This is a genomic window from Pseudomonas silesiensis (assembly GCF_001661075.1).
GTDB lineage: Bacteria > Pseudomonadota > Gammaproteobacteria > Pseudomonadales > Pseudomonadaceae > Aquipseudomonas > Aquipseudomonas silesiensis.
The window spans coordinates 6,424,020-6,445,832 of record NZ_CP014870.1; the positions used below are offsets into that span (position 1 = coordinate 6,424,020).

17 protein-coding genes and 1 pseudogene are annotated in these 21,813 nt (G+C 58.1%); 12 read left to right on the forward strand and 6 right to left on the reverse strand.

Translation table 11 applies throughout. The features are described 5' to 3' along the window. Positions 1-52 precede the first annotated feature (52 nt). On the forward strand, positions 53-775 hold the full coding sequence (gene mtgA / locus PMA3_RS28540; protein ID WP_064680265.1) for a monofunctional biosynthetic peptidoglycan transglycosylase: 723 nt from the start codon (positions 53-55) through the stop codon (positions 773-775). A 172-nt stretch (positions 776-947) separates the two neighbouring features. On the opposite strand, the gene rpoH is transcribed toward mtgA, so the two are convergent. The 4 genes from rpoH to ftsY all read right to left on the reverse strand — a co-directional run bounded on the left by rpoH (position 948) and on the right by ftsY (position 5,198). Continuing rightward, entirely contained in the window at positions 948-1,802 is an 855-nt protein-coding gene (rpoH, locus tag PMA3_RS28545) for an RNA polymerase sigma factor RpoH (protein ID WP_007897890.1), read from the reverse strand. Between the two features lie 113 nt (positions 1,803-1,915). Beyond that, the gene (ftsX, locus tag PMA3_RS28550; RefSeq protein WP_064680266.1) at positions 1,916-2,938 is read right to left on the reverse strand and encodes a permease-like cell division protein FtsX; all 1,023 of its coding nucleotides are present in this window, start codon (positions 2,936-2,938) and stop codon (positions 1,916-1,918) included. Next, positions 2,935-3,606, reverse strand: coding sequence for a cell division ATP-binding protein FtsE (gene ftsE / locus PMA3_RS28555; RefSeq protein WP_064680267.1), 672 nt, complete (start codon positions 3,604-3,606; stop codon positions 2,935-2,937). The genes ftsX and ftsE overlap by 4 nt, the downstream gene beginning before the upstream one ends. Continuing rightward, positions 3,603-5,198, reverse strand: a complete 1,596-nt coding sequence (ftsY, locus tag PMA3_RS28560; protein WP_064680268.1) for a signal recognition particle-docking protein FtsY — start codon at positions 5,196-5,198, stop codon at positions 3,603-3,605. Before ftsY ends, ftsE begins: the two co-directional genes overlap by 4 nt. 342 nt (positions 5,199-5,540) lie before the next feature. Here ftsY and PMA3_RS28565 point away from each other — a divergent pair, with 342 nt between their 5' ends. The 7 genes and pseudogenes from PMA3_RS28565 to PMA3_RS28595 form a co-directional block, all read left to right on the forward strand. Then, positions 5,541-6,896, forward strand: a complete 1,356-nt coding sequence (locus PMA3_RS28565) for a M16 family metallopeptidase (RefSeq protein ID WP_064680269.1) — start codon at positions 5,541-5,543, stop codon at positions 6,894-6,896. Next, a complete protein-coding gene (locus tag PMA3_RS28570; protein WP_064680270.1) occupies positions 6,889-8,379 on the forward strand; it encodes a M16 family metallopeptidase in 1,491 nt (496 codons plus the stop codon). The genes PMA3_RS28565 and PMA3_RS28570 overlap by 8 nt, the downstream gene beginning before the upstream one ends. Next, complete coding sequence (gene rsmD, locus PMA3_RS28575; protein WP_064680271.1) at positions 8,379-8,984, forward strand: 16S rRNA (guanine(966)-N(2))-methyltransferase RsmD; 606 nt, start codon at positions 8,379-8,381, stop codon at positions 8,982-8,984. Before PMA3_RS28570 ends, rsmD begins: the two co-directional genes overlap by 1 nt. A 137-nt stretch (positions 8,985-9,121) precedes the next feature. Continuing rightward, entirely contained in the window at positions 9,122-11,536 is a 2,415-nt protein-coding gene (locus PMA3_RS28580) for a M16 family metallopeptidase (RefSeq protein WP_064680272.1), read from the forward strand. Positions 11,537-11,747: 211 nt separating this feature from the next. Next, on the forward strand, positions 11,748-14,174 hold the full coding sequence (locus PMA3_RS28585; protein ID WP_064680273.1) for a M16 family metallopeptidase: 2,427 nt from the start codon (positions 11,748-11,750) through the stop codon (positions 14,172-14,174). 132 nt (positions 14,175-14,306) lie between these two features. Continuing rightward, entirely contained in the window at positions 14,307-15,305 is a 999-nt protein-coding gene (locus PMA3_RS28590; RefSeq protein WP_064680274.1) for a hydrolase, read from the forward strand. Between the two features lie 58 nt (positions 15,306-15,363). Further along, positions 15,364-15,717: pseudogene (locus tag PMA3_RS28595) on the forward strand (helix-turn-helix domain-containing protein); the annotation flags it as partial. On the opposite strand, the gene PMA3_RS28600 reads toward PMA3_RS28595, so the two are convergent. Together PMA3_RS28600 and PMA3_RS28605 are read right to left on the reverse strand one after the other, a co-directional pair. Then, complete coding sequence (locus tag PMA3_RS28600) at positions 15,680-16,534, reverse strand: sulfurtransferase (RefSeq protein WP_064680275.1); 855 nt, start codon at positions 16,532-16,534, stop codon at positions 15,680-15,682. The pseudogene PMA3_RS28595 and the gene PMA3_RS28600 overlap by 38 nt on opposite strands. Before the next feature lie 39 nt (positions 16,535-16,573). After that, positions 16,574-17,245 (reverse strand): TetR/AcrR family transcriptional regulator, encoded by a 672-nt coding sequence (locus PMA3_RS28605; RefSeq protein ID WP_064680276.1) that lies wholly within the window; start codon positions 17,243-17,245, stop codon positions 16,574-16,576. 145 nt (positions 17,246-17,390) lie between these two features. On the opposite strand from PMA3_RS28605, the gene PMA3_RS28610 reads away from it, so the two are divergent. The 4 genes from PMA3_RS28610 (at position 17,391) to coaD (ending at position 21,739) form a co-directional block, all read left to right on the forward strand. Continuing rightward, positions 17,391-18,821, forward strand: coding sequence for a coniferyl aldehyde dehydrogenase (locus PMA3_RS28610; RefSeq protein ID WP_064680277.1), 1,431 nt, complete (start codon positions 17,391-17,393; stop codon positions 18,819-18,821). Positions 18,822-18,849: 28 nt separating this feature from the next. Continuing rightward, the gene (locus tag PMA3_RS28615; RefSeq protein ID WP_064680278.1) at positions 18,850-19,395 is read left to right on the forward strand and encodes a hypothetical protein; all 546 of its coding nucleotides are present in this window, start codon (positions 18,850-18,852) and stop codon (positions 19,393-19,395) included. A 153-nt stretch (positions 19,396-19,548) separates the two neighbouring features. After that, positions 19,549-21,144: a GMC family oxidoreductase gene (locus PMA3_RS28620; RefSeq protein ID WP_064680279.1), complete on the forward strand. Its 1,596-nt coding sequence runs from the start codon at positions 19,549-19,551 to the stop codon at positions 21,142-21,144. A 115-nt stretch (positions 21,145-21,259) separates the two neighbouring features. After that, positions 21,260-21,739 carry a pantetheine-phosphate adenylyltransferase gene (gene coaD, locus PMA3_RS28625; RefSeq protein ID WP_064680280.1) on the forward strand — a complete coding sequence of 160 codons (480 nt, stop codon included), beginning with the start codon at positions 21,260-21,262 and terminating at the stop codon, positions 21,737-21,739. The last annotated feature ends 74 nt before the right edge of the window (positions 21,740-21,813 follow it).

Here is a 21,813-nt window from a genome sequence, read left to right on the forward strand (position 1 = left end):
TCCACAGGGTCTGTATAATGGCCCGCTCGACGGGTTCGGCCAAGCCATCTCTATGCTGCGTATATTTTTGCGACGATTCACGAAGGCCCTGCTCTGGTTCGCGGGCGGCAGCGTAGTGCTGGTCCTGATTTTTCGCGTGGTGCCACCGCCAGGGACCACGCTGATGGTCGAGCGCAAGATCGAATCCTGGATCGACGGCGAGCCGATAGACCTGCAACGCACCTGGAAGCCCTGGGATGAAATCTCCGACGACCTGAAAGTCGCGGTGATTGCCGGTGAGGATCAGAAATTCCCGGAACATTGGGGTTTTGACTTTGGCGCGATCCAGAAAGCCCTGGCCCACAACGAGCTCGGCGGCACGATCCGGGGTGCCAGCACCCTGAGCCAGCAGGTCTCGAAAAACCTGTTCCTGTGGTCCGGCCGCAGCTGGCTGCGCAAAGGCCTGGAAGCCTGGTTTACCGGGTTGATCGAAGTTCTTTGGCCCAAGCAGCGGATTCTTGAGGTGTACCTCAACAGCGTGGAGTGGGATGAAGGGGTATTTGGTGCCGAAGCGGCGGCCAGGCATCACTTTGGCGTAAGCGCCAAGGGTCTGAGCCGACAGCAATCAAGTTTGTTGGCGGCCGTACTGCCCAACCCGCGCGTGTGGAGCGCCAGTCATCCGACCAACTACGTAGCCCGGCGGGCGGGGTGGATTCGGCAGCAGATGAGCCAGTTGGGTGGCGACAGCTATCTGGTTGGCATCAACGATTCGCGCCGGGCGCCTTGGTCTCAATGAATTGACGCGATCCCTGTAGGAGCGAGGCTTGCCCGCGAAGGCGTCGTGTCAGTCATGACGATGGCGGCTGATACGACGCCTTCGCGGGCAAGCCTCGCTCCTACAGGGGACGACGCGAAAAAAAACGCCCCGATCATCTCTGATCGGGGCGTTTTTTATTGCCGTTCGCAGATTACGCCGCAATCGACAACTTGAGCTTGTTCATCGCGCTCTTCTCGAGCTGACGAATACGCTCGGCCGACACGTTGTACTTCTGCGCCAGGTCGTGCAGCGTGGCTTTTTCTTCTGCCAGCCAGCGCTGATAGAGGATGTCGCGGCTGCGGTCGTCCAGCACTTCCAGCGCTTCGTGCAGGTTGTGGTTGGAGTTGTCGCTCCAGTCGGCATCTTCCAGTTGACGGGCCGGGTCGTACCGGTGGTCTTCCAGATAGTTGGCCGGCGATTGGAAAGCACTGTCGTCGTCCGCTTCCGCGGCCGGGTCGAAGGCCATGTCGTGGCCGGTCAGGCGACTTTCCATCTCGCGCACTTCCCGCGGTTCAACACCGAGGCTTTCCGCCACACGGTGGACTTCCTCGTTGTTCAGCCACGCCAGACGTTTCTTTTGGCTGCGCAGGTTGAAGAACAGCTTGCGCTGGGCTTTGGTGGTCGCGACTTTCACAATGCGCCAGTTGCGCAGGATGAACTCGTGGATTTCCGCCTTGATCCAGTGCACGGCGAAGGACACCAGGCGCACACCCATTTCCGGGTTGAAGCGTTTCACCGCCTTCATCAAGCCGACATTGCCTTCCTGGATCAGGTCAGCCTGAGCCAGACCGTAGCCGGAATAGCTACGGGCGATATGTACAACAAAACGCAGGTGGGCGAGCACCATCTGCCGAGCCGCCCCCAAATCCTGCTCATAATAGAGACTCTCGGCCAGTTCACGCTCCTGCTCCGGCGTCAGCAATGGAATGCTGTTTACCGTGTGCACATAGGCCTCCAGGTTCGCACCCGGGACCAGAGCATATGCAGGTTGCAAAGAATTGGTCATACGAAAAAACCTCCGACTTACATAACTCGTGCAGTTCAGCACTGCGAAAATTGACCGGAAACCGAAAGACAAGTTCCCATAAACGCTGAAAGGTCAATACGAGCAAAATGATATTACTTTGGCGCAAGCTCCCTCAGGTGGCGTGCGACTGCAATCCATGCACCGATATACCCCAACAGCACCGCGCCAAGCAAGAGCGACAGACCGTCGGCAACCGGCACGCCGGCCAGTGCGAAATCACTGCCGTACAACCCGGCCAGTCCGACTACCGCGTCGTTCAGCCAATCCAGACCGAACGCCAGCAAGCCCCATGAAAAAATCCCCGCACCAAAGCCATAAAGCGCCCCCATATACAGAAAGGGCCTGCGCACATAACTGTCAGTGCCGCCGACAAGTTTAATCACTTCTATCTCTGTGCGGCGGTTTTCAATATGAAGACGAATGGTATTGCCTATCACCAAAAGTAATGCAGAAACCAGAAGCACGGTCAGACCGAAGACAAAACGGTCACCCAGCTTGAGGATCGCCGCCAAACGCTCGACCCAGACTAGATCAAGTTGCGCCTGTTGTACCTTCGGCAACTCGGAAAGTTTTTGTCTTAATGCTTCAAGGGCCGGCTTGTCGACTTGGTCCGGGGTCACCAGCACCACGCCTGGCAAGGGGTTGTCCGGCAACTCCTTGAGCGCTTCGCCCAGGCCGGACTGTTGCTGGAACTCTTCCAGCGCCTGATCGCGGCCGACATATTCGGCCTCCGCGACACCGGGCATACCCTTGATCTGCTCGCGCAACGCCTCGCCCTCGGTCGGGCTGGCGTCGATTTGCAGGTAGAGGGAAATCTGCGCCGCACGCTGCCAGGAACCGCCGAGACGGTCGACGTTACCTAGCAGAAGTGACAGGCCCATGGGCAGGCTGAGGGCAACCGCCATCACCATGCAGGTGAAAAAACTGCCGACCGGTTGCTTGCCCAAGCGACGCAAACTATCGAGCAGGCTGGCACGATGGCTTTCGATCCAGGCGCGCAACAGCGTGGCGAAATCCGGACCATCGTCATCGTCGCGTTTTTTCTTCTGCGGTTGCGGATCGGCACCCTTGGGCGCTACGCGCTCGGACACCTTGGGGCTGCGTGTCGCACTCATACAGCGGCCTCCCCATCGCCGATCAATCGGCCGCGTTGCAGGGTCAGCATGCGGTGACGCATGCGAGCGATCAGCGCCAGGTCGTGACTGGCGATCAGTACGCTGGTACCCAGACGGTTGATGTCTTCGAAGACGCCCATGATTTCGGCTGCCAGGCGCGGGTCGAGGTTACCGGTCGGTTCGTCCGCCAGCAGCAAGGCCGGGCGGTGGACGATGGCACGGGCGATGCCGACGCGCTGTTGCTGCCCGGTAGACAGATCGCCCGGGTACAGATCGGTCTTGTCCGACAGCGCCACGCGCTCCAGGGCCGAATCCACGCGCTTGACGATCTCGGCCTTGGACAGACCAAGAATCTGCAACGGCAATGCGACGTTGTTGAACACCGTGCGATCGAACAACAGTTGGTGGTTCTGGAACACCACGCCGATCTGCCGACGCAGGAAAGGTATCTGCGCGTTGCTGATGGTGGCCAGGTCTTGCCCGGCCAGCAGCAATTTGCCCGTGGTCGGGCGCTCCATGGCCAGCAGCAGCCGCAACAAGGTGCTTTTACCGGCGCCGGAATGGCCGGTCACAAACAAGAATTCGCCCCGACGGACTCGAAAGCTCAGCTCATGCAAGCCGACGTGACCGTTCGGATAGCGTTTACCGACCTGTTCGAAACGAATCATGAACGCTCCCGCTCGGCAAACAGTGCCTGGACAAAGGGTTCTGCTTCAAAAGTACGTAAATCATCGATGCCTTCACCGACACCGATATAGCGGATCGGCAGGCCAAACTGCTTGGCCAGGGCGAAAATCACCCCGCCCTTGGCGGTGCCGTCCAGTTTAGTCAATGCCAGGCCGGTCAGTTCGACGGTCTGATTGAACTGCTTGGCCTGGTTGATGGCGTTCTGGCCGGTGCCGGCATCCAGTACCAGCAACACTTCGTGGGGCGCGTCGGCATCGAGCTTGCCGATCACCCGGCGCACCTTCTTCAGCTCTTCCATCAAGTTGTCTTTGGTGTGCAGGCGACCGGCGGTGTCGGCGATCAAAACGTCGATGCCACGGGCCTTGGCGGCCTGCACGGCGTCGAAGATCACCGAGGCCGAGTCGGCGCCGGTGTGCTGGGCAATCACCGGGATCTTGTTGCGTTCGCCCCAGACCTGCAATTGCTCGACCGCTGCGGCGCGGAACGTGTCACCCGCCGCCAGCATGACTTTCTTGCCTTCGAGTTGCAGCTTCTTCGCCAGCTTGCCGATGGTGGTGGTCTTGCCGGCGCCGTTGACGCCGACCACCAGAATCACGAACGGCTTGTTCTGCGAGGTGATCTTCAGCGGCTGCTCGACAGGTTTGAGCATGGCCGCGAGCTCGGCCTGCAGGGACTTGTAGAGCGCGTTCGCATCAGCCAGCTCTTTGCGTGCCACCTTTTGCGTCAGGCGCTGGATGATCACCGAAGTGGCTTCGACGCCCACGTCAGCGGTCAGCAGACGGGTCTCGATGTCTTCGAGCAGCTCGTCATCGATGATCTTCTTGCCCAGGAACAGGCTGGCCATGCCTTCGCCGATGCTGGCGCTGGTCTTGGACAGGCCTTGCTTGAGGCGGGCGAAGAAACCGGCTTTGGTTTCCTCGGCACGCGCAGGCTCTGCGGGGGCCTCGACGGGCACGACAGGTGCCGGGGCAACGGGCGCAACAACGGGAACGGGGGCCGGAGCAACCGGAGCGGTAACCGGAACGGGAGCTGGAACAACCGGGGCAGGAACAGGAGCGGGTGCTGGAGCAACTGGAGCAACTGGAGCAACAAACCCTGGCGCTACAGGCTCCGGCATCGACCGAACAGGCTCAGCCACCACGACTGGCGCGATCACCGGCACGACCACCGGTGGCTGAACCGGCTCGGGCGCAAAAGCAGTCGGGGCTGGAATCGGCGGCGCAATGTGCGGCGCCAGCTCATCTTCGACCAAGGCCACCGGTTCTTCCGCCACAGGCAACGTCAGCCATGGCTCGGCAGCGGGGGTCAGCGGCAACGGGGGCACCGTTTCGGCCACAACACGGGGCCCGGGCTCGGTGACCGGTTGCAGCACCGGTTCGGCGATCGGCAAGACCGTCGGCGCGGGCTTTTCATCGATGACCGGCGCAGGTGTTGGCTCAGGCTGCTCAGGAAGAGGCTGGGGCTGTGGCTGTTCGACGACGGGTTCCTGCGGCTTTTTGCGCAGCCATCCGAACAGGCTTTTTTTCTCGCCAGCCGCAGCTGGGGCTTTCTTGTCGTCGTTGGAACCAAACATGGAGGACGGCTATCTCACAGTAGCGACGCGCCAACGGCGCCCCGGCAAATAAATATTCGATGCAGAACAGACTGCGATTGATCCAGCTTGTTCACGCGCAACATTTTATCGAGGTGCAAACGGCACCTTACAAAATCGATTTCACGAAGGACTGAAGCGGTAAAATCGGCGAAAAAGCTCAGTCTAGTCGATAAAACACAGCCTTTTGCCGCAAACCCATACAACCTGATCAAACGCAAAGGCCTGATAGGCGTGGCCGCCAGTAAAACGGATCAGTATCCTAGCACCCTCTCGCCCGCTGACGCTAAGAACAAGCGGGCAGCCCCAAAGGTTTAAAAACGAATGAATGCTCTAGCCCGCCGCGCTGCAGGCCTGCTGCTCAGCACAGTTTGCCTGCCCCTCTCGGCCCTGGCTGCCGACCCGCAACCCACCCACGAATTCACCCTTGATAACGGTCTGAAGGTCGTCGTGCGCGAAGACCATCGTGCACCGGTGGTGGTATCCCAAGTCTGGTACAAGGTCGGCTCCAGCTACGAGACCCCGGGTCAGACCGGTCTGTCCCACGCCCTGGAACACATGATGTTCAAGGGCAGCGAGAAAGTCGGCCCAGGCGAGGCTTCACTGATCCTGCGCGACCTCGGCGCCGAAGAGAACGCGTTCACCAGCGACGACTTCACCGCTTATTACCAGGTGCTGGCCCGCGACCGCCTGGGCGTAGCTTTCGAGCTGGAAGCCGACCGCATGGCCAGCCTTCGCCTGCCGCCGGACGAGTTCGCCCGCGAGATCGAGGTCATTAAAGAAGAACGCCGCCTGCGCACCGACGACAAGCCGATGTCCAAGGCCTACGAACGTTTCAAGGCCATGGCCTACCCGGCCAGCGGTTACCACACGCCGACCATCGGCTGGATGGCGGACCTCGACCGCATGAAGGTCGAAGAACTGCGCCACTGGTACCAGTCCTGGTACGTGCCGAACAATGCCACCCTGGTGGTGGTTGGCGACGTGACGCCGGATGAAGTCAAAACCCTGGCCCAACGCTACTTCGGCCCGATCGCCAAGCGAGACGTGCCCGCGGCGAAAATACCGCTGGAGCTGGCCGAACCCGGCGAACGCCAGATCACCTTGCACGTGCAGACCCAACTGCCGAGCCTGATGCTGGGCTTCAACGTGCCCAGCATTGCCACCGCCGAAGACAAGCGCCCGGTGAATGCCTTGCGCCTGATTTCGGCCCTGCTCGATGGCGGCTACAGCGGTCGCATCCCGACTCAACTGGAACGCGGCGAAGAACTGGTCTCCGGCGGCTCGTCGAGCTACGACGCCTATACCCGTGGCGACAGCCTGTTCACCCTGTCGGCGACGCCGAACACCCAGAAAAACAAAACCATGGCCGAGGTTGAAGCCGGCCTGTGGAAGCTGCTCGAACAGCTGAAAACCACGGCGCCGTCCACCGAAGAACTCGAACGCGTCCGCGCGCAGGTCATTGCAGGCCTGGTCTACGAGCGCGACTCGATCACCAGCCAGGCCACCGCTATCGGTCAACTGGAAACCGTGGGCCTGTCCTGGAAGCTGATGGACACCGAACTGGCCGACCTGGAAAGCGTCACTCCGCAAGACATCCAGAACGCCGCCAAGCTGTACTTCACCCGCGAACGTCTCAGCGTCGCCCATGTACTGCCACAGGAGACGACTCATGAGTGAGCGTAAAAAAACCCGCCTGGCGCTGGCCGGCCTGATCGTCGTCGCACTGATCGGGTCTGCCGCCTTTTACTTTGCCAAGACCGACGATTCAAAGGCCGGCGAAGCCCTGGACAAGGCCAAGGCCAGCCAGAAACTGCAATCGCTGGCCGAGCTCGATGGCAAGGCCCCCAGCCGCCGCAGTCTGGATGTGCAGACCTGGAACACCGCCGAAGGCGCCAAGGTGCTGTTCGTCGAGGCTCGCGAATTGCCGATGTTCGACCTGCGCCTGATCTTTTCCGCCGGCAGCAGCCAGGACGCCGACGCGCCGGGCCTGGCCGTACTGACCAACGCCATGCTCAACGAAGGCGTGGCCGGTAAAGATGTCGGCGCCATCGCCCAGGGCTTCGAAGGCCTGGGCGCGGACTTTGGCAACGGCGCATTCAAGGACATGGCCCTGGCGTCCCTGCGCAGCCTCAGCGCCGCGGACAAACGCGAACCCGCGCTGAAGCTGTTCGCGGAAGTGGTCGGCAAACCGACCTTCCCTGCCGATTCGTTCGCGCGCATCAAGAACCAGATGCTCGCCGGTTTCGAATACCAGAAGCAAAACCCCGGCAAACTGGCCAGCCTGGAACTGATGAACCGGCTCTACGGCGATCACCCGTACGCCCACTCCAGCGATGGCACGGCGAAAACCGTACCGGCGATCACCCTGGCCCAACTGAAGGCGTTCCATGAAAAAGCCTACGCCTCCGGCAACGTGGTGATTGCGCTGGTAGGCGACCTGTCCCGCGCCGAAGCCGAGGCGATTGCCGCCCAGGTGTCCGGTGCGCTGCCCAAAGGACCGGCCCTGGCGAAGATCCCGCAGCCGGCAGAACCCAAAGCCAGCATCGGCCACATCGAGTTTCCGTCCAAGCAGACCAACCTGATGCTCGCGCAATTGGGCATCGACCGTGACGATCCGGACTATGCGGCGCTGTCCATGGGCAACCAGATCCTTGGCGGTGGTGGCTTTGGTACGCGGTTGATGAGCGAAGTGCGCGAGAAGCGTGGCCTGGCCTACGGCGTATACTCGGGCTTCACTCCGATGCAGGCGCGCGGCCCGTTCATGATCAATCTGCAAACCCGCGCCGAGATGAGCGAAGGCACACTGAAACTGGTGCAGGATGTACTCGCCGATTACCTCAAGACCGGCCCGACGGAAAAAGAGCTCGACGACGCCAAGCGCGAACTGGCCGGCAGCTTCCCGCTGTCCACCGCCAGCAACGCCGATATCGTTGGCCAGCTCGGTGCCATGGGCTTCTACAACCTGCCATTGAGCTATCTGGAAGACTTCATGCAGCAGTCCCAGAGCCTGACCGTCGAACAGGTCAAAACCGCACTGAACAAACACCTGAGCACGGATAAACTGGTCATCGTCAGCGCCGGCCCGACCGTGCCACAAAAGCCGTTACCGGCCCCTTCTGATAAACCTGCCGAGCAACCGCTCGGGGTTCCGGAGCATTAATGGCCACTCGCCCTAAAAAACCCGTCCACAACGTGCATAACGGTGTGAATCAACTGCGCATCATCGGTGGCGAATGGGGCAGCCGAAAGCTGAGCTTCCCCGACGCACCGGGTTTGCGCCCGACCCCGGACCGGGTGCGTGAGACCCTGTTCAACTGGCTCGCGCCTTATGTCGCCGGCGCCAAGGTACTTGATCCATTTGCCGGTAGCGGCGCGTTGTTTCTCGAGGCTTTGTCCCGCGGCGCGGCAATGGGCCAGGCGCTGGACGCCAGCAATATTGCGGTAGCAAGCATCAAGGAGCATCTGGGTACCCTGCGCTGCACCACCGGCCAGATTCAGACGGCCGATGCCTTGCGTTATCTGGAAACCCAGACAGCTGTCGAATACGACCTGGTGTTTCTTGATCCGCCGTTCAACCAGAACCTGCTGCCGACCGTCTGCACGCTGCTGGAAGAGCGCAAGTGGCTGGCCGACGACGCCTGGATCTACACCGAAAGCGAAAACGCGCCATCGTCCCTTGGCCTGCCTGGCAATTGGCGCCTGCACCGGGAGCAAAAATCCGGACGGGTGTACTACGCGTTGTGGCAGCGCGCTCAGATATCTTGATGCTGAATCGACGCCGCCCCCGTTGAGGGCGCGGCGGACGATTTAATCAGAAAAGTTTATTCGCTAGTTTTAACAGACAGTCCATTAGTATCCTTTTCAAGCGAAATGACTCGCGCTCAACGAAAAGGAATTTACACATGACACTTAACACAACACCAATAGAAACAACCTTAAATAATGGACTAAAAATCATTATTCTGGAACTGCCTCTAGCAGCCGGCGTTACCTGCCTGATCAATTATAACGTCTCCAGCCGTGATGAATCCGTTGAAAATGCCGGTATCAACATTGCATTCATCAACACAATGAGCATTGACAACTACGACAATAAATTTGATCGCCCTCGCGTGTTGAACTACGTTAATCACACTGCGCTCAATTTTTCCTTGAACCCTGATCAACTGAGTCAATGCTTCGAACTGAATGCCAGGATGATGACGGCTCCCGTCCTTACCGAAAGCACCCTGAAGCGAGGAATTAAATCTCATCTCAAATATCGAGCAGATAAACGGCATTTCATGTCGGATGAGTGGATCCCCGTCGAGTTTGATTCAAAGTGTCACCCGATTGGCTATACCTTCGCCCCAATGGTAACTCCTGAAAGCGCTGCTCGCATGGACATCACGCAATTGCGCCAATGGCATCAACAGTATTACTCACCTGGCAACGCATGCCTGGTCATCGCTGGAAACGTGAAAGCAGATGAGGTCACGCATCTGGCGAAGCAGCATTTCGATGTTATCCCTTCCAGACCGAAACCTCCGGTTCAGGCGTTGCCACAGCCATGCGAACTGGACAGGCGTCATGTGCTGTACAAGGTCACATCGAAGCCCAGGCTGTTGCTGGTGCCTTACATGGCAGGAATGAGCGACGCTTTAGCTGATCAATCAGGCGGCGCATTGAGCATCCTGTCCATGCTGCTTGATCAAAAACTCGGTACCCTCCCTTCCGTTTCTCACGGGATCTGTCGCTACGAACAAGACAAATACGCAAGTCTTTTCAGAATTTCCGTCACGGCAAGTACGCGCGATCAATCCCTGGAAGCACTCGAAGCAGACATTGAAACACTGTGGGATGAAATCAAATTCAATCCGCTGCCCGCGGATGAACTGGAAATGGCCCGCCAACGAGCGCTCGAAAATCTTGCAAAAAGTGATGACCACGAGGGGCTTGCCCTCGAACTGGGTCAACTGGAGAATTACCAGATTCCCTTCAGCACGCTCGACCAGAGACAACGTGATTTGCTGAATGTCACGGCGCAGGATATTCAGCGCATCGCGCGCACTTGTTTTTCACCGCAACGAACGACAGTCGTACATATTTTGCCACTGCAGACGCCCTCATTGGCGACAACGACTAAATTGACACTGGCCAACGGCCTGAAGATCATTACGCTAGAGAACCCTCGTTCAACCAACGTTGTCTGTGCCATGAATTACAAGGTCAGCAAGCGCGACGAGACCACCGACAACTCGGGGATCACCACTCTTCTTTATGGCATGTTGGTCAAAGACCCTCATTTCGTAGCGGCGAGGCAATTCGTATTCTGGAATTACAATGATTTCACCCAATGCATTGGTACGTCGGACGTCGACCAACTGGAGACAAACTTTAAATCTCTCGCAGGAATAATGAGCACTCCCACCCTGACCGATGAATCCATGAGGCAAGTAATCGATACCGACCTGGAACGGCGAGCGCGAAATATTTTATTTACTTCCAACTATGCAACGCCCGAATCGTTTGACGCACTGACATTTCCTGTCAGTGGTTATGGCAACCCTGACATGACGCCTGCAAGCGCTGCACAGATTGATCTCCAACAAGTACAGGATTGGCATCAGAATTTCTTTACTGCCGGTAATTCCTGCCTGGTCATTGTCGGAAACGTGAAAGCCGCAGCCGTCGAGGCGTTGGCGCGCAAGTATTTCGATGCATTGCCCTGCAGGACCACGACATCTGTTCCAAAGGGGCAGGAAGTCAGTGAGCCGGGCGAGCGTCGCACTACGCTGCGCATGAACACCAAAACACCCCGACTGTTAGTAGCCTTCAACGTGCCCGGACTGATCGAAGGCGCCACCGATCATTCGGCTGCCACACTGCAGATTCTTTCTGCGCTGTTCGAGCTTAAATACGCTGGCCTCCTTCCCGTCTCCAGCGGTGCTTGCATCTTCACTCGGGAGAAGCATGCGGGTCTTTTCAGGATTTCGCTGACAGCCAACCATGCCGATCAATCCCTGGAAGAACTCGAAACAGCGCTGCTGCAAATCATCGAAGCATGCAAGTTAAGCGGCATCCCTCAAGAAGAACTGGAGCTGGCGCGCGAGCACGCCATTGCGAAGATCATCTCATTGGCAAGCGATGACGAAATGGTTGCCTATCATCTTTTCCAACTAGAGGACAGCCAACTTCCGTTAACGCTTCTGGATCAGAAACAGGACAATTTACTGGCTGTCAGCAGTGAGCATATTCAGCGTGCAACCAGCACCTGGCTTACGCCTGAACGTATGACGGTTGCACACATCTTGCCTATGCAAGCCCCGAAGCAGTAGTTTGGTCCACAGGCCGGGAGCAAAAATCCGGGCGGGTGTACTACGCGTTGTGACGGCGCGCTCAGATGTCTTGATGGTGAATCGACGCCGCACCCTTTGAGGGCGCGGCGGACGACTTAATCAGAAAAGTTTATTCGCTAGTTTTAATAGACAGTCCATTAGTATCCTTTTCAAGCGAAATGACTCGCACCCAACGAAAAGGAATTTGCACATGATCCTTAACACAACACCAATAGAAACAACCTTAGATAATGGGCTAAAACTCATTATTCTGGAACTGCCTCAAGCAACCGGTGTTACCTGCCTGGTCAATTACAACGTCTCCAGCCGTGATGAGTCCGTTGAAAATACCGGTATCAATCAGGTATTCATCAGCACGATGAACAGTGACAATGACGATATTGAATCTCATCGCCCCCAAATAGTGTATTACGTTAATCACACTTCGCTCAGTTTTTCCATGAAGCCTGATCAACTGAATCATTGCTTCGAACTGAATGCCAGGATGATGACGGTTCCCGTCCTCACCGAAACAACCATGGGGGAAGTGATAGACATTCACCTCAGATACCGAGCAGACAAACGGTATTTCCTGTCGGACGAGGGGGTTCCCGTCGAATTTAAATCAATATTTGAAACAATGAATCACCCGAATGGTTATGCCTACACCCCAATGGCAACCCCTGAAAGCGCTGCTCGCATTGACATCACGCAAATGCGCCAATGGCATCAACGGTATTACTCGCCTGGTAATGCATGCCTGATCGTCGCTGGAAACGTGAAAGCAGATGAGGTCACGCATCTGGCGAAGCAGCATTTTGATGTTATCCCTTCCAGACCAAAACCTCCGGCTCAGGCGTTGCAACAGCCATGCGAACTGGACAGGCGCCATGTGCTGTACAAGGACACATCGAGGCCTAGACTGCTGATGGTACCTTACATGGCAGGAATGAGAGACGCGTTAGCTGATCAATCAGGCGGCGCGTTGAGCATCCTGTCCACCCTGTTTGAGCAAAAACTCCGTACCCTCCCTTCCGTTTCTCACGGAACTTGCCGCTACGACCAAGACAAATACGTAAGTCTTTTCAGTATCTCCGTCTTTGCAAGTACACCCAATCAATCCCTGGAAGTACTCGAGGCAGACATTAAAACACTGTGGGATGAAATCAAATTCAATCCCCTGCCCGCAGATGAACTGGAAATAGCCCGCCAACGAGCGCTCGCAACTCTTGTCAAGAGTGATGACCACAAGGGGCTTGCCCTCAACATGGGTCAACTGGAAAATTACCAGATTCCCTTCAGCGCGCTCAACCAGAGACAACGTGATTTGCTGAATGTCACGGCGCAGGACATTCAGCGTATCGCGCGCACTTGTTTTTCACCCCAACGAACGACAGTCGTGCATATGTTGCCACTGCGGATGCCCTCATTGACGACAACCGCCGAGCTGACATTGAGCAATGGTCTGAAGGTCATGACGCTAGAGAACCCTCACTCAACCAAAGTTGTCTGTGCAATGCATTACAGGGTGAGCAAGCGTGACGAGTCCACCGACAATTCGGGAATCACCGAGCTTGTTGGCCGAATGCTGGCTACAAACAAACAATACATGGGGACAAAAAAATTCCGATTCTGGAATTACGATGATTTCATTCTCTGCGTCATTACCGTCGACCCCGACGAACTGAACAACGCTTTCAAGAGTCTCGCTGGAATAATGGACGCTCCTACCCTGACCATTGAGGCGATGGGGCAAGTGATGGAAGCCAGCCTGGCGCAGCGAGAGCGAAATCTTTCACTCATTTCTGATTATTCGATTCCCGAAGAGTTTGCAGCACTGGCTTTCCCGTCAAGTGGCTATGGCAACCTTCCATTAACACCTGAAAGCGCCGCCCAGATTGACCTCAAGCAGGTGCAGGATTGGCATCGAAATTATTTTTGCGCAAGTAATGCCTGTCTGGTCATTGTCGGAAACGTGAAAGCGGCTGCCGTCGAGCAATGGGGGCAGGAGCATTTCGGTGCCTTGCCCTTGAGGTCGACAACATCGGTTCCAAAGGTGCAGGAACTCAGTGAGCCGGGCGTGCGTCGTACTACGTTACGCCTGAACACCAAAGTGCCCTGTTTGTTGGTAGCGTTCAACGTGCCCGGGCAGATTGACGCCGCCACTGACCCTTCAAGTGCGGCACTGCAAATTATTTCCGACCTGTTCGAACTTAACGGTACGAGGCGTCTTCCTGTTGCTAGAGGCGCATGCGTCTTCCACCAGGACAAACATGCGGGTGTTTTCCGGATTTCGCTGACAGCAAAGAATGCCGATCAATCCCTGGAAGAACTTGAAACAGCGCTGCTGCACGTCATTGAAGCCTACAAGTTAAACGGCGCATCTGCAGAAGACCTGGAAATGGTGCGTAGACGAGCGGTTACAAAGATTTTCAGAAGGGAAACCAATGACGAAGCTGTAGCCTTTGATCTCTTCCGGCTAGAGGATAGCCAGCTCCCCTTGACACTGCTGGATCAGAGATACGACCGTTTAATGGAGGTCACCAACGAAGACATCCAGCGTGCCGCCAACACTTATTTCACTCCCGAACGCATGACCGTTGCACATATCTTGCCAATGCAAGCCCCGATGCAATAATTTGATCCGGGCTGGAAGCAAAAATCCAGATGCAACCCTGACTCGTTGTGGCAACGTATGTCAGAGATCGCCGGTTAACCGACCGACCTGGAAGGTGCGCGCAGGCTGCGCACCGCTGTATTGAGAGCAATCGTGTCCTTTTCGTCAGAACGTTTCAGCCCCGCCTTCGGCCTTGGCAATCCTCACTTGCAGACCTTGTGGGGACCCTTGTGGCGCAAAACCACCCACATCGAGCGCGAGCGGGAACGATTATGGCTCGAGGACGGGGACTTCCTCGACCTGGACTGGCACGGCCCGCACAGTGCCAAGGCGCCGTTGGTGCTGGTGCTTCACGGGCTGACCGGTTCGTCGAACTCGCCTTATGTGGCCGGATTGCAAAAGGCCCTGAATGGCCAAGGCTGGGCCAGCGTTGCGCTGAACTGGCGCGGCTGTTCGGGTGAACCGAATCTGCTGCCACGCAGTTATCACTCCGGTGCCAGTGAAGACCTCGCTGAAGTGATCAAACACTTGCAGGCCAAGCGGCCGTTAGCCCCCTTATATGCGGTCGGCTATTCCCTGGGCGGCAACGTCTTGCTCAAGCATCTGGGCGAGAGTGGCCGTGACAGTGGCGTGCTCGCTGCCGTAGCGGTGTCGGTGCCGTTTCGCCTCGATCAGTGCGCCGACCGTATCGGCCAGGGCTTCTCGAAGCTCTATCAGGCGCATTTCATGCGGGAGATGGTGGCCTACATCAAGAATAAGCAACGGCAATTCCAGCAGGACGAGCGCAAGGAGGGGCTGGCGGCCCTGGCGGCCCTGGGCTCACTGGAAAACATGCGTACGTTCTGGGATTTCGATGGCCGGGTGACCGCACCGCTGCATGGATTTGTCGATGCCCAGGATTATTATCGTCGCGCTTCAAGCCGTTATTTCCTTGGGGAAATTCGCACGCCGACCCTGATCATCCAGGCAGCTGACGACCCTTTTGTCTTCCCCCATAGCCTGCCGCTGGCAGAAGAGTTATCCGACTGCATTCAATTCGAGCTGCAGGCCAAGGGCGGGCATGTCGGCTTCGTCGATGGCTCGCTAAGGCAGCCGGGCTACTATCTGGAACGACGCGTTCCTCAGTGGCTGACCGCTGTGGGGCGTGAGTAAGCCGATGCCTACCGAGCAAGGTGAGTCGATACATTTTTGGCAAACGCCACCGCTGGCCGGCAAGGAACACCGGGCGGTGACCTTGGCCAAGGAGCTGCTGCAAGCGCAATTGTCGGCACCACCCTCCCTGGAAGAGCTCGCTGCAGCGGTGAACCTCTCACCTTTTCACTTCGTCAGGGTGTTCCGCCGCGCCACCGGCATGCCGCCGCATACCTGGCTGATGCAGCAGCGCATCGCCCGGGCGCGGGCGTTGCTGCAGGGCGGTTGCTTGCCTTTGGCAGTGGCCACGCAGTTAGGCTTTGCCGACCAGAGTCACCTGAGTCGGCAGTTCAAACAGGTGTACGGGGTCGGGCCGGGGGCGTATCGCAGTGCGTTTATTCGCCGGTGGCGACTCCCCGCGCCGGATCGTTGATCCACTCGCTCCACGATCCCGCATACAACGCCCCCAACGGATAACCCGCCAGGCACAAGGCGAACAGGTTGTGACAAGCCGTCACCCCGGAGCCGCAATACGCCACCAGATCAGTCGGCGAACGATTGCCGAGTTTCGCGGCAAACCGCTGCTTGAGCTGATCGGCCGGCAGGAAACGCCCGTCGCTGCCCAGGTTGTCGGTGAACGCGGCACATTGCGCACCCGGGATGTGTCCGGCAATCGGGTCTATTGGTTCCACTTCACCCTTGAAGCGCGGCAAGGCGCGGGCGTCGAGCAAGGTCAGCGCAGGCTGGCCGAGACGTTGCACAAGTGCTTCGGCGTCTAGGACGAGCGCGTTGTCCGGCACCCCGGTGAAGGTCCCGCGTTCGATATCGGGCGTATCCAGACTCAGCGGCAAACCTGCCGCGTGCCAGGCCTTGAGCCCGCCATCAAGAATAAACACGCCATCGCGCTTGCCCAGCCAGGCCAGCAACCACCAGGCCCGCGCCGCGTAGGCACCAGGACCGTCGTCATACAAAACCACATCGCTATCGGCATTGATGCCCCAGGCTTGCAGGCGTTCGATCAAGTCTTCGGGTTCAGGCAACGGATGACGACCCGTCACGCCTTTGACCACCGTCCCGCTCAAATCACGCTCAAGATCGGCAAAGCTCGACCCTGCAATATGCCCTTCGGCATAGCTGCGTTGACCGTAGTCCGGGTCTTCCAGGGAATAACGACAATCCAGAATCACCAGCCCTGGCTGCTCCTTTTTCAGGTCCAACGCTTGCGGGCTGATCAGTTGCGCAATGGGCATAACGGGCTCCTGTGATGGCGGTATTCAATCCTGCACTTTCTATCCCACTTCTTCCAGCGCCTGGGCCAGTGGCACATAAAACTCCTCGAACAGCGCGTTGACCGCCTCGCGGGACTGATCCGTGACGAAGCCGGCTTCCAGCACCAGCACCTGATAAACACCACGTTTAATAGCTTGTTCGCTCAAGTGGTTGGAGTTTTCCCGCGTGGTACACAGAAAACGCACCCAGGACGTGAGAATGATCCAGGCGTTGAGGGTCAGGGATTCGATCTGCACCCGGTCCATCTTCAAGATGCCGGCGTCGACGAATCCCTTGTAGATGGCCGTTCCCTGAATCACGCAGCGCTGGGAAAAGCGTCGGTAACGGGCGGCCAGTTCCGGATCGCTGTCAAGCAAGTGCTCGAGGTCTCGATGCAGAAACCGATAGCGCCACATGGCCGCCAGCAATTCCTTGAGGTAGTAACGCTTGTCCTCGACCGTCGCGGCACGGCCCTGGGGCGGGCGCAGGAAACTGTCCACCAGACTTTCGTACTCGCTGAACAGCACGGCGATGATCGCCTGCTTGTTAGGGAAGTGGTAGTACAGGTTGCCGGGGGAAATTTCCATGTGGGCGGCAATGTGGTTGGTGCTGATACTGCGCTCGCCCTGCTGATTGAACAGCTCCAGGCTGTTCTGCACGATGCGCTCGCTGGTTTTGATCCTTGGGGCCATGGCTTGAGCTTAAATTCAGAGTGCGGTGACGGGCATCTTACGACCTATCCGGACGCGGATAAAAGAAAGCTGCGTCAGATGCCATTTGACTTTATAGAGTATAGACTCTAAAAAGTTCCTCATAAAAAATAATCCGGAGCCGACAATGACTGCTGACATTGCCTACCTGCAGAACCTACAGCAGCCCCTGGAAGAACTCCAAGTTTTGTTCGACGCCCAACGTGCGGCGTATGCCGGCAATCCCATGCCGCCAGCGGCGCAACGCCAGCAATGGCTCAAGGCGCTGCGGGATCTGCTGAGCAACGAACGCCAGGCCTTGATCGATGCGATCGACCAGGACTTCAGCCATCGCAGCGCCGATGAAACCCTGCTCGCCGAACTGATGCCCAGCCTGCACTGCATCCATTACGCCAGCCAGCACCTCAAAAGCTGGATGAAAGCGTCACGGCGCAAGGTCGGCGTTGCCTTTCAACCGGCCTCGGCCAAAGTCGTTTATCAACCCTTGGGCGTGGTGGGCGTAATCGTGCCGTGGAACTACCCGTTGTACCTGGCTATCGGTCCGCTGGTGGGCGCGTTGTCGGCGGGCAATCGAGTGATGCTCAAGCTCAGCGAATCGACCCCTGCCACCGGCTTGCTGCTCAAGGAACTGCTGGGGCGTATCTTTCCCCAGGACCTGGTTTGCGTGGTGCTGGGCGAAACCGACATCGGCGTGGCCTTCTCCCGGCTGCGCTTCGATCACCTGCTGTTCACCGGCGCCACCAGCGTCGGCAAACAGGTGATGCGCGCGGCTGCCGAGAACCTGACACCGGTGACCCTTGAGCTGGGCGGAAAGTCTCCGGCCATCGTCTCTCGCGATGTGCCCCTCAAGGATGCCGCCGAACGCATCGCTTTCGGCAAGACGCTCAACGCTGGACAAACCTGCGTGGCCCCGGACTACGTGCTGGTGCCGGAAGATCGCGTGGGTTCCTTCGTCGAGGCCTATCGCCAGGCCGTTCGCGGATTTTATCCGACCCTGGTGGACAACCCGGACTACACCGCGATCATCAATGAACGACAACTGCAGCGGCTCAATGGATACCTGAGCGACGCCACCAGCAAAGGCGCGTTGCTCATTCCTTTGTTCGATCAGGGCCAGGGCCGGCGCATGGGCCACAGCCTGCTGCTCAACGTCACTGACGAAATGACGGTGATGCAAGACGAGATCTTCGGCCCGTTGCTGCCGATCGTGCCCTACAAGGATCTGGACGAAGCGTTTGCCTACATCAATCGACGACCTCGTCCTCTGGCCCTGTATTACTTCGGCTACGACAAGCGTGAGCAAAACCGCGTGCTCAGCGAGACCCATTCCGGTGGGGTCTGCCTGAACGACACGCTGCTGCATGTCGCTCAGGACGATATGCCCTTCGGCGGCATTGGTGCTTCCGGCATGGGTCATTACCACGGCCACGAAGGTTTCCTGACCTTCAGCAAGGCCAAGGGAGTGCTGATCAAACAACGCTTCAACGCGGCGAAACTGATCTACCCGCCCTACGGCAAATCCATTCAAAAACTGATTCAGAAGCTGTTTATCCGCTAACGATCCTTACTGCCGGGTAATAAAAATAATGAGCCTCAGTCTGTCCGATACCTGCGCGCTGTCCCGGCGCGGCCTGCTCAAATTCAGCCTGGGTGCCAGTGCCTTTCTGACCACGGTCGGGCTCGGCGCCAGCCTCAGCGGTTGCTCATCGAGCATGCCGGCCAGTGGTTACGCCATGCTGCGCAGCGCCGACTTGCTGTTTCTGCGGGCGCTGCTTCCGGTGATGCTCGAGGACGCCGTGACCGTTGAGAAAATGCCCAGCGCGGTCGCTGATACCCTCCAGACGCTTGATAACGGCCTTGCGCACCTGTCGCCGGAAATGCTCAAGCTGACCCGGCAATTGTTCGATGTGCTGGGGATAACCGTGACTCGCGGGCCGCTCACCGGGATCTGGGGAAGCTGGGAAAATGCCAGCAGCGAAGACATCCGGGAATTTCTAGATCGCTGGGAAAACAGTTCATTGAGCTTGTTGCGCATGGGGCACAGCTCGTTGCAGCAAATGGTGATGATGGCGTGGTACAGCCGCGCGCAATCGTGGGCGCATTGCGGGTATCCGGGGCCGCCTAACATCTGAGACCGAGTCGACCCCATCGCGGGCAAGCCCGCTCCCACAGGATTTGAGTCGTTCGCAAAAGGGGGGTCCACCTCAAAACCTGTGGGAGCGAGCTTGCTCGCGAAGACGTCAGCCGTATCACCACCAAATCCAAAACAATAAGAGAACCCGAAGATGCCCGTACCCGACCCATTCCGCGAAGGCCTGGCCCGTGGCTGGAAAACCTATAACGGTTCAAAGTTGATCCAGAACCTGACCCTCGAAGCGGACGTAGCCATCATCGGCAGCGGCGCCGGTGGCGGGACCACAGCGCAAATCCTCAGCGCCGCTGGCTACAAGGTGCTGCTGATCGAAGAAGGCCCGCTCAAGACCAGCAGCGACTTCAAGATGCTCGAAGACCAGGCGTATACCAGCCTCTACCAGGAAGGCATCGGCCGTATGAGCAAGGATGGCGCGATCACTATTCTCCAGGGGCGGGCGGTGGGCGGTACGACCCTGATCAACTGGACTTCCAGCTTTCGCACCCCCGATCCGACCCTCGAACACTGGGCGAGGGAGCATGACGTCAAAGGCCACACACCGGCCGAGATGGCACCCTGGTTCGAGAAAATGGAACAACGTCTGGGCGTAGCTCCCTGGTTGGTTCCACCAAATGCCAACAACGACGTGATCCGCAAAGGCTGCGAAAAACTCGGCTACGCCTGGCATGTCATCCCGCGCAACGTGCGTGGCTGCTGGAACCTGGGCTACTGCGGCATGGGCTGTCCGACCAATGCCAAGCAATCGATGCTGGTCACCACCATTCCCGCCACCCTGGAAAACGGTGGCGAACTGCTCTACCTCGCCCGAGCCGAAAAACTGTTGATCGCGGATGGCAAGATCACTGGCCTGCAATGCGTGGCGATGGATGAGCGTTGCGTCGCCCCCACGGGCCAGACGATTACGATCAAGGCCCGGCATTACGTGCTGGCCGGCGGCGGCATCAACAGCCCCGCGCTGCTGTTGCGCTCCGATGCGCCCGATCCACACAAGTGTCTGGGCAAGCGGACGTTCCTGCACCTGGTCAACATGTCTGCCGGTCTGTTCGACGAAGTGATCAATCCGTTCTACGGCGCGCCGCAGTCGATCTACTCCGACCATTTCCAATGGCAGGACGGCACCACCGGCAAGATGTCCTACAAACTGGAAGTGCCACCGCTTCACCCTGCGCTGGCTACGACCCTGCTCGGCGGTTTCGGCAAGGAAAACGCCCGCCACATGGAGCACCTGCCCCACACTCATGCGATGTTGGCGTTACTGCGCGACGGCTTTCACCCCGACAGCCCCGGCGGCAGCGTCGAGTTGCGCGGTGACGGTACGCCAGTGCTCGACTATCAGGTGTCGCCCTACGTCTGGGACGGTTTGCGCCGGGCTTTCCACAGCATGGCCGAGATCCAGTTCGCTGGCGGCGCCAAGGCAGTGATGCCAATGCACGCCGACGCTCGCTACGTGAAGACCCTGGCCGAAGCGCGGACGCTGATCGACGGTTTGAGCCTTGAGCTCTACCGCACACGCTTGGGCAGTGCCCATGTGATGGGCGGCTGTGCCATGGGTGAAGATCCGAAAAACGCCGTCACCGATAGCCTTGGCCGACATCATCAGCTAGGCAATCTATCGATCCATGACGGCTCGCTATTCCCCACCAGCATTGGCGCAAACCCGCAACTATCGGTCTATGGATTGACGGCGCAACTGGCCACTTCCTTGGCCGAACGTTTGAAAAACCCATGAAAAAGGAGAATATTGCGATCGTCTATAGTGCTTTCTTACCCAAAAGGCGACTTGGCCGACCGGGAAGGCTGCGATACCATCCGAGTCCCCAACGGACTCCCGCCAGGACGACGCGATGAACCGAGTGTTGTACCCAGGTACCTTCGACCCTATTACCAAGGGCCATGGCGATCTGGTCGAACGCGCCTCGCGCCTGTTCGATCATGTGATCATCGCCGTCGCTGCCAGCCCGAAGAAAAACCCGTTGTTTCCCCTGGAACAGCGAGTGGCAATGGCACGCGAGGTCACTAAACATTTACCCAACGTAGAAGTCGTCGGTTTCTCCTCGCTGCTGGCGCACTTCGCCAAAGAGAAGAACGCCAACGTGTTCCTGCGTGGCTTGCGTGCGGTGTCGGACTTCGAATACGAATTCCAGCTGGCTAACATGAATCGCCAGCTGGCACCGGATGTGGAGAGTCTGTTTCTGACCCCTTCCGAGCGTTATTCGTACATTTCGTCGACGCTGGTGCGTGAAATTGCCACCTTGGGCGGTGATATCACCAAGTTCGTCCACCCGGCGGTGGCGGACGCGCTTAACGAGCGGTTCAAGAAATAAACTCCGCATCTGTAGGAGCGAGCTTGCTCCGGGCGGCGCTCCGACGAAGGTTTGCAACGATGACGCAGGCTGCC